Origin of the sequence: Streptomyces canus (genome assembly GCF_041435015.1) — a bacterium.
GTDB lineage: Bacteria > Actinomycetota > Actinomycetes > Streptomycetales > Streptomycetaceae > Streptomyces > Streptomyces canus_G.
On the sequence record NZ_CP107989.1, the window covers coordinates 3,261,565 to 3,275,519 of the forward strand.

Annotated in this window: 11 protein-coding genes; 5 read left to right on the forward strand and 6 right to left on the reverse strand. The window is 72.0% G+C overall.

Going from position 1 to position 13,955, the window contains the following annotated elements:
* Positions 1-25: 25 nt before the first annotated feature.
* Together rsmD and recG are read right to left on the reverse strand one after the other, a co-directional pair.
* Positions 26-613, reverse strand: a complete 588-nt coding sequence (gene rsmD / locus OG841_RS14405; RefSeq protein ID WP_328641103.1) for a 16S rRNA (guanine(966)-N(2))-methyltransferase RsmD — start codon at positions 611-613, stop codon at positions 26-28.
* Between the two features lie 52 nt (positions 614-665).
* Positions 666-2,876, reverse strand: a complete 2,211-nt coding sequence (gene recG, locus OG841_RS14410) for an ATP-dependent DNA helicase RecG (protein ID WP_371565546.1) — start codon at positions 2,874-2,876, stop codon at positions 666-668.
* Between the two features lie 167 nt (positions 2,877-3,043).
* Here recG and OG841_RS14415 point away from each other — a divergent pair, with 167 nt between their 5' ends.
* Together OG841_RS14415 and OG841_RS14420 are read left to right on the forward strand one after the other, a co-directional pair.
* On the forward strand, positions 3,044-4,870 hold the full coding sequence (locus OG841_RS14415; RefSeq protein WP_371565548.1) for an HSP90 family protein: 1,827 nt from the start codon (positions 3,044-3,046) through the stop codon (positions 4,868-4,870).
* Complete coding sequence (locus OG841_RS14420; RefSeq protein ID WP_328641100.1) at positions 4,870-7,833, forward strand: tetratricopeptide repeat protein; 2,964 nt, start codon at positions 4,870-4,872, stop codon at positions 7,831-7,833. The genes OG841_RS14415 and OG841_RS14420 overlap by 1 nt, the downstream gene beginning before the upstream one ends.
* 13 nt (positions 7,834-7,846) lie before the next feature.
* Here OG841_RS14420 and OG841_RS14425 read toward each other — a convergent pair whose 3' ends face one another.
* Positions 7,847-9,538 carry a DAK2 domain-containing protein gene (locus OG841_RS14425; RefSeq protein WP_365122474.1) on the reverse strand — a complete coding sequence of 564 codons (1,692 nt, stop codon included), beginning with the start codon at positions 9,536-9,538 and terminating at the stop codon, positions 7,847-7,849.
* A 258-nt stretch (positions 9,539-9,796) separates the two neighbouring features.
* Between OG841_RS14425 and rpmB the strand changes: the two genes are divergently transcribed.
* On the forward strand, positions 9,797-9,982 hold the full coding sequence (gene rpmB / locus OG841_RS14430) for a 50S ribosomal protein L28 (protein WP_069765393.1): 186 nt from the start codon (positions 9,797-9,799) through the stop codon (positions 9,980-9,982).
* Between the two features lie 102 nt (positions 9,983-10,084).
* Here the strand turns inward: rpmB and thiD are convergent, their stop codons facing one another.
* Both thiD and OG841_RS14440 read right to left on the reverse strand, forming a co-directional pair.
* Positions 10,085-10,867 (reverse strand): bifunctional hydroxymethylpyrimidine kinase/phosphomethylpyrimidine kinase, encoded by a 783-nt coding sequence (thiD, locus tag OG841_RS14435; RefSeq protein WP_371565551.1) that lies wholly within the window; start codon positions 10,865-10,867, stop codon positions 10,085-10,087.
* Entirely contained in the window at positions 10,864-11,832 is a 969-nt protein-coding gene (locus tag OG841_RS14440; RefSeq protein WP_059208497.1) for a thiamine-phosphate kinase, read from the reverse strand. The genes thiD and OG841_RS14440 overlap by 4 nt, the downstream gene beginning before the upstream one ends.
* Before the next feature lie 215 nt (positions 11,833-12,047).
* On the opposite strand from OG841_RS14440, the gene OG841_RS14445 reads away from it, so the two are divergent.
* Positions 12,048-12,281: an Lrp/AsnC family transcriptional regulator gene (locus OG841_RS14445; protein ID WP_057616476.1), complete on the forward strand. Its 234-nt coding sequence runs from the start codon at positions 12,048-12,050 to the stop codon at positions 12,279-12,281.
* Positions 12,282-12,301: 20 nt separating this feature from the next.
* Positions 12,302-12,784, forward strand: a complete 483-nt coding sequence (locus OG841_RS14450) for a DUF3515 domain-containing protein (RefSeq protein WP_328641097.1) — start codon at positions 12,302-12,304, stop codon at positions 12,782-12,784.
* 11 nt (positions 12,785-12,795) lie between these two features.
* Here OG841_RS14450 and OG841_RS14455 read toward each other — a convergent pair whose 3' ends face one another.
* Positions 12,796-13,953: a D-alanine--D-alanine ligase family protein gene (locus OG841_RS14455; RefSeq protein WP_328641096.1), complete on the reverse strand. Its 1,158-nt coding sequence runs from the start codon at positions 13,951-13,953 to the stop codon at positions 12,796-12,798.
* Positions 13,954-13,955 lie beyond the last annotated feature (2 nt).

The window sequence follows — 13,955 nt, forward strand, 5'->3', positions numbered from 1 at the left end:
TGAGATCCCTCGCTCTCCGGTCCGGTCATCGTGCGTCTTCGCACGTAGAGGCGGCGCGACCGTACCAAAACGTTCCCTCGCCGTAGCGACGGGCCTTGACCGCGTCGAAACCGGGCGGCCACTGGAACTCTCCGCCTCTGGTGCTGCGCTCCACGGTGACCAGGGCCTCGGGCGCTAGCCAGTGTTCGGTGCGGAGTGTGAGGAGAATCTCGCGAAGATCGTGATCTGTGACTCGGTACGGGGGGTCGAGGAAGACGAGGTCGTACGGCTCGGTCGGCGCCGATTGTTGAATGATCTGTTCCGCTTTGCCTGCCCGTACCTCGGCACCCGGGAGGCCGAGGTTCTTGACGTTCTCGCGGATCGTGCGGGCGGCTCTCGCGTCGGCCTCGACCAGGAGGGTGTGGCTCGCGCCGCGCGAGAGGGCTTCGAGGCCGACCGCGCCTGAGCCCGCGTACAGGTCGAGGACCCGTTCGCCCGCCAAGGGGCCGCCGAGGAGCGACTGCCAGGTGGAGAAGAGACCTTCGCGCGCGCGGTCCGAGGTGGGACGGGTTCCGTTGCCCGGCGGGACGGCCAGGCGGCGTCCGCCGGCTCTGCCCGCGATCACGCGAGTCATCTTCGGTCCTTGTTCGGGGATGGTCGGGGGGGGTGGTTGCGGATCCAGTTTCTCAGCCCTTTTCCAGGTACTGCTCCCTCTCCTCGTCCAGGAGCGCGTCCAAGGCTGTGCGCAGGCCGGGAAGTCCCGTCAGCTCGGGATCTGCCTCCACCACCGCTGTCGCCTCCTGCCTCGCCTCCGCGATGATCTCCTCGTCCTCGATCACGGCGAGGACCCTCAGCGAGGTCCGGGCGCCGGACTGGGCCTGGCCGAGGACATCGCCCTCCCGGCGCTGCTCCAGGTCGATGCGGGACAACTCGAAGCCGTCCAGAGTCGACGCCACCGCGTTCAGGCGCTGGCGGGCCGGGCTCGCCTCGGGCATCTCCGAGACCAGGAGACAGAGACCCGCCGCCGAACCCCGGCCCACTCGGCCGCGCAGCTGGTGGAGCTGGGAGACGCCGAAGCGATCGGCGTCCATGATGACCATCGCCGTGGCGTTCGGGACGTTGACGCCCACCTCGATGACCGTGGTGGCGACCAGGACGTGGGTCTCGCCCGCGGCGAAGCGGCGCATGACCGCGTCCTTGTCGTCGGGGTGCATACGGCCGTGCAGCACCTCGACCCGCAGGCCGCTCAGAGGGCCCTTGGCGAGCTGGTCGGCGATGTCCAGGACGGCGAGCGGCGGGCGCTTCTCGGCCTCGTCCTCCGCGGACTTCCTGGCCTTCTTCGGGTCGTCCTCCTCGTCGCCGATGCGGGGGCAGACGACGTAGGCCTGGTGGCCGTTCTCCACCTCCTCGCGGACCCGCTCCCAGGCCCTGGCGAGGAAGTGGGGCTTGTCGGCGGCGGGGACGACATGGCTGGCGATGGGTGAGCGGCCGGCCGGGAGCTGGTCCAGGACGGAGGTCTCCAGGTCACCGAAGACCGTCATCGCGACCGTGCGCGGGATGGGCGTGGCCGTCATGACGAGGAGGTGGGGCGGCTGCTTGCCCTTGCCGCGCAGGGCGTCCCGCTGCTCGACCCCGAACCGGTGCTGTTCGTCGACCACGACCAATCCCAGGTCGTGGAACTGCACCTTGTCCTCGATCAGCGCGTGCGTCCCGATCACGATCCCGGCTTCACCGGTGACCAGATCCAGCATGGCCTGTCTGCGCGCGGCCGTCCCCATCGAACCGGTGAGCAGCACGACCTTGGTGCCGTGCTCGGACCCGCCCAGCATGCCGCCCTCGGCCAGCTCCCCCATCATCTCCACGATCGACCGGTGGTGCTGCTGGGCCAGCACCTCGGTGGGGGCCAGCATGGCCGCCTGCCCGCCCGCGTCGACGACGGCGAGCATGGCGCGCAGGGCCACCATTGTCTTCCCCGATCCGACCTCGCCCTGCAGCAGCCGGTGCATCGGATGGTCTGTCGCCAGGTCGTCGAAGATCTCCTTGGAGACCTTCTGCTGCCCGTCCGTGAGGGTGAACGGCAGTCGGTCGTCGAAGGCCGAGAGGAGGCCGTCCGGAGCGGGTTTCCTCGGTACCGCCGGGAGTTGGGCGTCCGCGTGGCGGCGACGGGCCAGGGCCACCTGGAGGACGAAGGCCTCGTCCCACTTGAGGCGGGCGTGGGCGTCAGCGATGTCGGCCTTGGTGTGCGGGCGGTGGATCTTGAGGAGTGCCTCGGGGAGGGGGACCAGGCCGCGCCCCTCGCGGAGGGACTCCGGGAGGGGGTCGACCGCCTCCTGGGCGCTCGGCAGCACCGTCTGGATCGCCTTGCCGATCTTCCAGGACTCCAGTTTGGCGGTGGCGGGATAGATGGGGATCAGGGCGCCCGCCCAGGTCTCCACCGTCTCCGCTGCCTCGTCGTCGGCCCCGCGCAGCAACTCGTAGGCCGGATGCGCCAGTTGGAGGCGGCGGTTGAAGAGGGAGACCTTTCCGGCGAACAGCGCGCGAGTGCCCGGCAGGAGGTCCTTGTGGGGCTTGTGAACGCCGTTGCCGAAGAAGACCAGTTGGAGGCGGCCGCTGCCGTCCGTGATGGTGACCTCGAGACGCTGTCCCTTGCCGCGCGGCGCCTTGGCCGAGGCGAAGGTGTGCAGGCGGGCGTCGGCGACCTGGGCGACCACGGTGACATGCTCGTCCATCGGCAGGTCGGCGAGGTGCGTCAGCTGCCCCCGCTCCTCGTATCTGCGCGGGTAGTGGTGCAGGAGGTCGCCGACGGAGTGCAGGCCGAGATGCTCGGCCATCACCTTCGCGGTGGCGGGGCCGAGCACCTTCTTCAACGGTTCTTCCAGTGCGGGCACGAGATCCATTGCACACCACACCACTGACATTGCCGTATACATACCGGGAAACCCCTGGTCAGACGGCTGGTTGGGGACTTAGGATGGCGCGCTCCGGCCATCCCCGCGGATCCCGCCCCACCCGGGACCGCCCGACCCCGCGCCGTGCGAACGTTCCTCCCACCGGCGCTGCGACGATGGACTCCCAGACCTCACAGACACCCCAGGTACCTCAGCAACCTCATACGTTTCAGGTCGACCTGCGCGGTCTGGTGGACCTCCTCTCCCATCACCTCTACTCCAGCCCCAAGGTCTATCTGCGCGAACTGCTCCAGAACGCGGTGGACGCGATCACGGCCCGGCGGGCCGAACAGCCGGACGCCCCGGCCCGGGTGCGGTTGTACGCCGAGAACGGCGCCCTGAGGGTCGAGGACTCCGGGGTCGGGCTCACCGAGGCGGACGTGCACAGCCTGCTGGCCACCATCGGACGCAGCTCCAAGCGGGCCGAGGGACTTCAGGAGGCCCGCTCCGACTTCCTCGGCCAGTTCGGCATCGGTCTGCTCGCCTGTTTCGTGGTCGCCGAGCGGATCCGGGTGGTCAGCCGAAGCGCCCGTACGCCGGACGCGCCGCCCGTGGAGTGGACGGCGAGCGACGACGGTTCGTACGAAGTGCGGACGCTGCCCCCCGACGCCCGTCCGGAGCCGGGGACCACCGTGCACCTGGTCGCGCGGGCGGGCGCCGGCGAGTGGCTCACGCCGGAGCGGGTCCTGCGGCTCGCGCGGGACTTCGGCTCCCTGCTGCCGTACGACGTCCGGGTCGGCGACGAAGCGGTCACCGACCTGCCCGCCCCCTGGGACCGGCCCTACACCTCCCCCGCCACCCGCAGGGTGGCCCTGGCCCGGCACTGTCACGAGCTGTTCGGCTTCACACCATTGGACTCGATCGAGCTGAACGTGCCGCTCGCCGGGATCCGGGGCGTGGCCTACGTCCTTCCGTCGGCGGTCAGCCCTGCCCAGCGGGCGACCCACCGCGTCCATCTCAAGGGCATGCTGCTGACCGAGCGGGCCGAACAGCTGCTGCCGGACTGGGCGTTCTTCGTGCGCTGCGTCCTGGACACCGACAGCCTGCGTCCCACGGCCTCGCGCGAGTCTCTGTACGAGGACGAGACGCTGGCCGCCGTACGGGAAGCGCTCGGGGAGCGCATCCGGTCCTGGCTGACGGGCCTCGCCGCCGGGGACCCGGAACGGCTCGCGGCCTTCCTGTCCGTGCACCACCTGGGCGTGAAGTCGCTCGCGCGGCACGACGTGGACATGCTGCGCACGATGCTGCCGTGGCTGCCCTTCGAGACGACCGACGGCCGGCTGTCGCTGGAGGAGTTCGCGCAGCGGCACCCGGTGGTGCACTTCACGCGGACCGTCGAGGAGTACCGGCAGGTCGCGCCGATCGCCTCCGCGCAGGGCGTCGGGGTGGTCAACGGCGGTTACACGTACGACAGCGACCTGGTCGAGGCGCTGCCCTCGGTGCGGCCGGGAACGGTCGTCTCCGAGCTGGACGCGGACACCGTCACCGCCCACATGGGCCTGGTCGACCCGGCCGAGGAGCTGGCGCTGTCCGGTTTCCTGGCGGCCGCGCGCGCCAGGCTCGATCCGCTGGGCTGTGACGTGGTCCTGCGGGCGTTCCGGCCGCTGTCCGTGCCCGCGCTGCACCTGGACGACCGGGACGCCCGGCACGAGCAGGCGCGGGCGGAGGCCGAGGACCGGGCCGACGACCTGTGGGCGGGCATCCTGGGCTCGCTGCGCGGCAGCGCCCCACGCGCGCGTCTCGTGCTGAACCATCTCAACCCGCTGGTGCGGCGGATCGGTTCGCTCGGCGATCCGGACCTGATCGGCACCGCCACCGAATCCCTGTACGGGCAGGCCCTGCTGATGGCCCAGCGCCCGCTCAGGCCCGCGGACTCGGCCTTGCTGAACCGGGCCTTCATGGGCCTGCTGGAGTGGGCCACGAACGGCGAGGAGGGCCTGTGATGAGCGGGATCGACGGGTTGGACGGCAACCACGGGGTCACGGGCTTCGACGCGCTGCGCCGGGCGATGGCGGAGAACGCCGAGGAGCCGGAGGGGCCCGCCCGCAACGCGCGCGCGGAGCAGCTGCTCGCCGAGGCCGAGAAGCTGAACACCCCGCTCGCGGTGATCGAGGCGCTCGGACACCAGCTGAAGGTCTACAACTACAGCTCCGAGAAGGCCAAGATGTTCGTCCCCTTCGCGCGGCTGCTGCGCATGTGGGACGAGCGGCCAGAGGACTTCGACGAGTACGAGACGCACTCCCTGCACTGGGTCTTCAAGTGGATGACGACCGGCATGCTCGACCAGCCGCACATCCCGCTCGCCGCCATGGAGAAGTGGCTCGGCGAGATGGAGCAGCGCTACCGGCTGGCCGGGCACTCCGAACGGGCCGTGCGCAGCGCCGAGTACAGCGTGGCCGCGCATGTCGGGGACCTGGCGCGGGCCGAGCGCGCGTACGCCGCGTGGCTGGCCGCCGACCGGGACGCCATGGCCGACTGTCACGCCTGCGAGCTGCACGAGCAGGGCTGGTGGCAGGCGCAGCGCGGGAGGGACGAGGAGGCGCTCGACCTGTGGGCGCCGGTCCTGGAGGGCGAGTTCACCTGCGCCCACGAGCCGCACGCGGTCCTCGCCTCTTCGCTGACGCCGCTGCTGCGGCTGGGCCGCCTCGACGAGGCGCGCGCCAACCATCTGCGGGGCTTCAGGCTCGTGCGCTCCATGGAGAGCATGCGCAGCGCCTACGCGGACCATGTCGAGTTCTGCGCCCTCAGCGGCAACGAGGCGCGCGGCCTGGAGCTGCTCGCGGAGCGCCCCGCGTACTTCACGGACGACGGTCATCCTCGCAGCAGGCTGGACTTCACGGCCGTGGTGGCGCTGCTCATGGACCGGCTGACCGAGCTGGGCCTGGGCGACCGGCCGGTGCCGGGGCCCGCGGGCCGGTCCTGGAGCGCGGCCGAACTCGCCGCCCACGCGCGCGCAGAGGCCCTCGCGCTGGCCGCCCGCTTCGACGAGCGCAACGGCACGGTCCACGTCAGCGAGCGGGCACGCGCGCGCATGGCTCAGCGCCCGCTCGTGGAGCGGCTGCCGCTGGGAGTGCGGGCGGTTCGGACGGCCGCCGCCGTGGTCGTGCCATCGGTCCCGCTGACTGCTCAGGAGCCCGATCTGCCCGACCTGTCCGCGCTGATCGCCGAGGCGCGGCGGCTGTCGGACACCCTCCAGCCGAACGCCGTCGAGGCGTGGGCGGCGGTCGCGCGGGCCGCGAAGGGCGTCGAGCTGGACCCGCGCGACCGGGCGGAGATGGCCGACCACGAGGCGATGGACCTGGGTCCCGAGGGAACCGAACTGTTCGAGCGGGCCGCCGCGTTGTACGCGGAGGCGGGGGACCCCGGCGAGTCGCTCGCGGCACGCGCGCGTGCCGCCTACATACGCGCGCTGGCGGGAGATGTGGACGAGGCCCTCACCGTGGTCGCCGGGCTGTACGACGAGGTCCTCGCGCTCTACTCCACGGACGGCACAGGCGTACGGCAGACGGCGTCGGTGCTGATGTCCCGGGCGCGCATCCTGATGCGGCGGGTGCACGAGGCCGAGGAGGACGCGGTCCTCTCGGAGGCGGAGCAGGCCGTGCGGGAGGTGCTCGCGCTCGTCGAGGGGCGGACCGGGGACGACGTGCGGCTCGCCGCGCGGGTCGCCGAGGGGCAGGCGATGCTGGCGGAGCTGGCCGCGCGGGCCGGGGACGTGGAGGCGTCCGCGGAGCTGTTCACGTGGGCCGCGGCGGGGTTCGTGGAGGCGGGCCTGCCGTGGTTCGCGGTGGAGTACGAGGCCCGGCTGGCCGGGCTCCTGCACCACCTGGGAGATCCGGCGGGCTGCGAGCGGGCGCTGGGGGCGGCCCTGGAGCACGGCGGCCCGCACCTGGAGGCGATCGGGCGGGCCCAGCTGCATCTCCAGCTCGCGGAGATCGTCGGCGGCCGGGGTGACGACGAGGAGGCGGCCGAGCACGCCCTGGAGGCCGCTCACTGGGCCGACGAGGCCGGGGAGGGCCCGGCGCTGGGTGCCCTGGCCCGGCACCAGCTGGGCGGGTTCCTGCTGCGGCAGGGCCGTTGGGCCGAGGCCGCCGAGGTGCTGGAGTCGGCGCTGCCCGACCTGAGCGCCGAGACGCACGGCGACGGGGCGGTCGTCCAGACGCAGTGGTGGCTCGGTGACTGTCTGAGCGAGCTGGGCGAGCACCGGGAGGCGGCCGAACGGCGCCTGCAGGCCGCCGAGATCGCCCGGCACTGGCCCGAGCAGCACGACCACGCGACGCTCGCCCACCTCGCCGCCGAGTCCCTCGGGGCGGCGGGTCTGCCCGCCGAGGCGGACCGGGCGTACGCGCGCGCGGGCGGCCTGTGGCGTGAACTCGGCAACGTCCACGGGCTGATCCGCTCCCTGCGCGCCCGCGCGTGGCTCGCGCTGCGTGCCGAGGACGGGGCGGACACGGCACGGGAGCTGATGACGGAGGCGGTCCGGGAGTGCGAGGTCGCGCTGGGTGGGACGCGGGCCGAGGAGGAGGCGTGGCAGCGGCTCGTCGGTGAACTCGGGCACACGCACCGGCAGTTCGGGGACCTGCTGGCCCGTTCCGTGCCCGAGGACGCCGAGGACGACTCGATCCGGGCGGTGCTGGAGGCGTCGCTGGCCCAGGTGGTGGAGGCGATCGTGGTGTTCGCCTCGCTCGGGGACGACGCCCTGGACGCCCGGACCGGTGCCGAGCTCGCGGCGGGCTGGCTGGCGGCGGACCTGAGCCGGCCGGCGGAGGCGGCGGCACGCGCGCGTGCGGTGCTCGACGCCTATGGCGGCACGGACGGCTCCGGCAAGGCTCGCGACGACGAGACGGCACGGACCCGGCGGGCCGAGGCCGAGCAGATGCTGGGGCTCATGGAGGAGCAGAAGAGCTGATCGCCCAGGGGTGCTATTCGACCCCGATGAGCAGCAGGGCTCCCTGCCGTCCGCCCCGGTACACCACGGTGTCGACAGCGAGGTACGACTCCCGTACGCGTGTCTCCAGGTGGTCGGCGACCGCCTCGGGGGCCTCGTCGCCGAGGACGAGGGTGACCAGCTCGCCGCCGGCCGAGAGCATGCGGTCGAGGACGGTCTCGGCCGTGACGGTGACGTCCGAGCCGATCACGGCCACGTCCCCGTCGATGAGGCCGAGGACATCGCCGGTCTGGCAGATGCCGGCCATGGTCCAGGACTGGCGTTCGGCGACGGCGACCTCGGCGTAGCGGGTCGCGCCGGCCGCCGAGGTCATCTGGACGACGTCCTCGTCGAACCGGCGCTCCGGCTCGTGCACGGCGAGCGCCGCGATGCCCTGGACCGCGGAGCGCGTCGGGATCAGCGCGACGCGGATGCCCTCCGCGCGGGCCTGCTCGGCCGCGGCGGCCGCGGTGTGGCGCAGGTCGGCGTCATTGGGCAGCAGCACGACCTCGCGCGCGTGGGCACGCCGTACGGCCTCCACGAGCTCCCCGCTCGCGGGCGGCTCCCCCGGGCGGGCGAGGACGGTGGTCGCGCCGGCCTCGGTGTACAGCCCGGCCAGGCCCTCGCCGGGCACGACGGCGACGACGGCCCGCTGGGCGCGCTCGCGGGGCTGCCGTTCGGCGCCGGTGGTGTGCACGTCACCGAGGCCGAAGTGCGTGATACGGATCCGGTACGGCCGCCCGGCCTCGATGCCCGCCTCCACGGCGGCGCCGGCGTCGTCGACGTGCACATGGACGTTCCACAGGCCGTCGCCGCCGACCACCACGAGCGAGTCCCCGAGCCCGTCGAGCCGCTCCCGCAACCGCGCGACGGCCGTGTCGTCGGCCTCCAGGAGGTAGATCACCTCGAAGGCGGGGCCACCGGTGCCCGGGGCGTCGGCGCACTCGTCGGGGGAGGCCGGGTCGGCCGCGGAGACTTCGGCAGAGCCTGCGTCCGGGGAGGTCCCGCTCAGCACCGGCACCGCCCTGGGCGCCTCCCCCGTGAACGTCTCCACCAGCGCCCCCAGCACCGCCACCAGTCCTCGCCCGCCGGCGTCCACCACCCCGGCCCGTTCCAGGACGGCCAGCTGGCCGGGTGTCGCGGCGAGGGCGGCGCGCGCGCCCTCGTAGGCGGCCCGGGCGACCGTCCCGCAGTCGCCCTCCGCTGCCCCGGCGGCGTCGGCGGCGGCCGAGGCGACCGTGAGGACGGTGCCCTCGACCGGGTGGGCCACGGCCCGGCGGGCGGAGTCGGCCGCGTGCCGCAGGGCGAGTCGGAGTCCCTCGCCGTCCGTGTGAGCCGTCTCACCGTCGGCGGCCAGCACCTGGGCCATGCCCCGCAGCAGCTGGGCGAGGATCGTGCCCGAGTTGCCGCGGGCGCCTATGAGGGCTCCGTGCGCCATCGCGCGCGCGGCGTCGGCCAGTGCGGGTTTGCCCGAGCCATGGGCGTCGTGGCCGTCGAACACGGCTTCCACGGCCGCGGCCGCGGACTCCGCCGTCAGATAGAGGTTCGTGCCGGTGTCCCCGTCGGCGACGGGGTAGACGTTGATCGCGTCGATCTCCTCGCGTGCCCGGCCCAGCGCCCGCAGCGCGAGACCGCACCAGGTGCGCACCGCGAGAGCATCGAAGAATGTCTGCGGCACGTGTGCCACCTGCGCCTCCTCGGCCTGCTGGACTGGACGCAGCGTAGACCCCGGGTGGGTGTCCACCGGAAGTGGGCCGGGAGCGAGTGCCTGGTCAGCCATGGTAGTTTCGTTCTACTGGCGCAGTCGTTGTATGCTGCTCCGGTTGCCCGATCCCGATCGGGCCATTCCCCCTGGCAGTGCCACTCAGATCTCTGATCCTACGATCTTCGATCCCGGCTTGCCGGGATCCGACCGTAAGTGCATCTGAAGTCTTTGGAGTGACCCGTGGCTGCCAACTGCGACGTCTGCGGCAAGGGGCCGGGCTTCGGCAACAACATCTCGTTTTCGCACCGCCGTACGTCCCGTCGCTGGAACCCGAACATCCAGCGACGCCGTATCGTGGTCGGCGGGACGCCGAAGCGCGTGAACGCTTGCACCTCGTGCATCAAGGCCGGCAAGGTCTCGCGCTGACGCACAGCTAAGCGCGCGGCCACTGCTGGTTCGCTGCACTGAGCCGGTCCACCGAGAGGTGGGCCGGCTTTTTGCCGTGTCCACGTACGGCGCGTCCGCGTACTAGCGGAACCGCCATCCATGATCCACAGGGCCGATTCCGCCGCCGAGGGCGAACCCGGCGGCGATCGCCCCGGTGACGTACTCCTTGGCGGCCGCCACCGCCTCCGGCACGGACCGTCCCTTCGCGAGCTGCGAGGCGATCGCGGAGGCCAGGGTGCAGCCCGTTCCGTGCGTGTGCCCGTTGTCGTGGCGAGGTGCGCGCAGCCAGTGCTCCGTACGGCCGTCGGTGAGCAGGTCGACGGCGTCGCCGGTCAGATGGCCGCCCTTGACGAGCACCCACGTCGGTCCGTACGACAGGATCGCCTCGGCGGCCTCTCGCATACCGGACTCCGACTCGACCCGGACGCCGGTGAGCTGTGCCACCTCGTCGAGGTTCGGGGTGGCGACCGTGGCGACCGGGAGCAGCCTCGTGCGTACGGACTCCAGGGCGGACGCGGCCAGCAGCGGGTCCCCGTGCTTGGAGACGCCGACCGGATCGACCACGGCCGGGGCATCCGTGGCTCCGAGCAACTCGGCCACCGCCTCGACGAGTTCGGCCGAAGCGAGCATCCCGGTCTTCACGGCCTGGACGCCGATGTCGTCCACGACACTGCGGTACTGGGCCCGCACCGCCTCGACGGGCAGCTCCCAGGCACCCTGTACGCCGAGGGAGTTCTGCGCGGTGACGGCCGTGACGACACTCATGCCGTGCACGCCGAGCGCGAGCATGGTCTTCAGGTCGGCCTGGATCCCGGCGCCTCCGCCGGAGTCGGAGCCGGCCACGGTGAGCACCAGGGGCTTCACGACTCGATGTCCCCGCCGAAGTGGTCCCAGCCGCCCTTGCTCGTCCAGGGCGCCCCGTCGACCGTCACCTGGGGCAGCGCCGAGGGGTTGAGGACCTCGCCGATCACCTTCCAGCGGGCCGGGAGCTTCACGTCCGGCGAGAAGGTCGCCACGATCGCGTGGTCCTCTCCCCCGCTCAGCACCCACTGCATGGGGTCGACACCGACGGCCTGCCCGATGTCGTTCATCTGCGTGGGGATGTCGATCGCGCCGGAACGGATGTCGATGCGGACCTTGCTGGCCTCGGCGATGTGTCCGAGGTCGGCGATCAGCCCGTCGCTCACGTCGCACATCGCGGTCGCGCCGAGCGCCGCGGCGGCCGGGCCCGCGTGGTAGGGCGGCTCGGGGCGCCGGTGTGCCTCGACGAACGCGCGAGGCGAGCGGAAGCCGCGGGAGAGCACCGCGTACCCGGCCGCGGACCAGCCCAGCCAGCCCGTCACCGCGACGAGGTCGCCCGGCTGGGCGCCGGCCCGGGTCACCGGCTCCTGGCCCCGCAGATCGCCGAGGGCGGTGATGGAGACCATGATCGTGTCTCCCCGTACGACGTCCCCGCCGACCACCGACGCGCCCGCGACCTGGCACTCGTCGCGCAGGCCGTCCATGAGCTCCGAGGCCCAGGTGACGGGGAGTTCGGCGGGCACGACCAGGCCGAGCAGCAGGGCGGTCGGCACCGCACCCATGGCGGCGATGTCCGCGAGGTTCTGCGCGGCCGCCTTGCGGCCGACGTCGTAGGCCGTGGACCAGTCGCGGCGGAAGTGCCGACCCTCCAGAAGGATGTCGGTGCTCGCCACGACCCTGCGGTCGGGTGCGGCGACCACCGCGGCGTCGTCGCCGGGACCCACCCGGACCGCCGGGGTGGTGGTGAGACGGGAGGTGAGCTCCCTGATGAGCCCGAACTCACCGAGCTCACCAACAGTGCCCTTCATTGCCCTTACGCCCCTTCTGTGCCGTGCCGTGCCCGGTCGCGCGTCAACAGTGTCCTCGATACGGTCGAGGGGACCGTCAGCTTCTTCGGTGTTCGTCGTGTCCGCACCCCGGCACAGGCGTCCACGCCCCCGCGGGTCTCCCCGCGACGAGCGGCGACGCGATACCGTGGCGTTCCTTTTCCCCACATGATCCTCGTGGCCGCCCTGGAGGTTCCGTGGTACAGGCGTACATCCTGATCCAGACGGATGTCGGCAAAGCGTCGACCGTCGCCGAGACGATCAGCAAGATTCCTGGAGTCATCCAGGCCGAGGACGTGACAGGACCGTATGACGTGATCGTCCGTGCACAAGCCGACACCGTGGACGACCTGGGTCGCTTGGTGGTCGCCAAGGTCCAGCAGGTGGATGGCATCACCCGTACCCTGACCTGCCCGGTCGTCCATCTGTAGCCCCCGTCTACCCTTGGCCGGTGAACTTCTTCCGTCACCGGCCTCTCGGTCTGCCCGCGCTCGCCCTGCTGATCACGGTCGCGGGCTGCTCCTCCGCGGACGACAGCGCGTCGGCGGCGGTTCCCTCGCCGGGGGCGGGCGTCACGAAGCTCTGCCGAGAACTGGACCGGGTACTGCCGTCCAAGGTCGACGACCAGGACCGTCGGGATCCCGAGCCCGTGTCCGCGCTGACCGCGGGCTGGGGTGACCCGGCGATCATACTGCGGTGCGGTGTCGAGCGACCCTCGAAGATGGACGACCCGGAAGCCGACGGGGTCGAGGTGAACGGGGTCGGCTGGCTGCTGGAGAAGCAGGACGACGGTTCGTTCCGGTTCACCACGACTTTGCGGAAGGCGTACGTCGAGGTGACGATCCCCAAGGACCGCACCGACGACGGCATGGCACCCCTGGTGGATCTGGCGTCCACGGTGAAGAAGGCGATCCCCGAGGGGATCGCCGACTAGCTGCCGACCGGTTAACGAAGTCCCGTCGGCCTGCGCAGTGCCGCCTCGATCAGCCTGTCCACCAGCTCCGGGTAACCGATCCCGCTCTTCTCCCACATCTGCGGGTACATCGAGATCGGCGTGAAGCCCGGGAGCGTGTTGATCTCGTTGATCACGAACTCGCCGTCCTCGGTGAGGAAGAAGTCCGCGCGGACCAGGCCCTCGCAGGAGGCCGCGTCGAAGGCGTCGACCGCGAGCTTCTGGACCTCGGCCGTCTCCTCGGGCGTGAGCGGCGCCGGCACGATCCCCGGGGTCGAGTCGATGTACTTCGCCTCGAAGTCGTAGTACGCGTGCTCCTGCGGCGGGGGGATCTCGGCCGGGACCGACGCGCGCGGGCCGTCCTCGAACTCCAGGACACCGCACTCGATCTCGCGGCCCCGCAGCGCCGCCTCCACGAGGATCTTCGGGTCGTGGCTCTGTGCCTCGGCGATCGCCTCGTCCAGGCCGGACAGGTCGTCGACCTTGGTGATGCCGATCGACGAACCCGCGCGCGCGGGCTTCACGAACAGCGGCCAGCCGTGCTGGCCCGCGAAGTCGACGATCTTCTTGCGGGCCGCGGACTCGTCCCGCTGCCACTCGCGCGGCCTGATCACCACGTACGGGCCGACCTTGAGCCCGAAGGAGGTGAACACCCGCTTCATGTACTCCTTGTCCTGGCCGACGGCCGAGGCGAGCACACCCGCGCCGACGTACGGGACGCCGGAGAGCTCCAGGAGGCCCTGCAGGGTGCCGTCCTCGCCGTAGGGGCCGTGCAGGACGGGGAAGACGACGTCGACCTCGCCGAGCGCCTTGGGCACCGATCCGGGCTCGCTGTAGACGACTTCACGGTTCGCGGGGTCGACGGGGAGCACCACGCCGCCCTCGCTCGACTCGGCGAGTTCCTCGACACTCGGCGTACGGCGCTCGGTGATCGCCATGCGTTCCGGTTCGTCGGCGGTGAGCGCCCAGCGGCCGTCCCGGGTGATACCGATCGGCAGGACGTCGTACTTGGTCCGGTCGATGGCGCGCAGTACGGCGCCGGCGGTGACCACGGAGATCCCGTGTTCGGAGCTGCGCCCGCCGAACACGACGGCCACGCGCGGCTTGCGAGGCGGCTGCTGAGGGCTCTGGGGGAGGTTCTCGGTGCTCATAT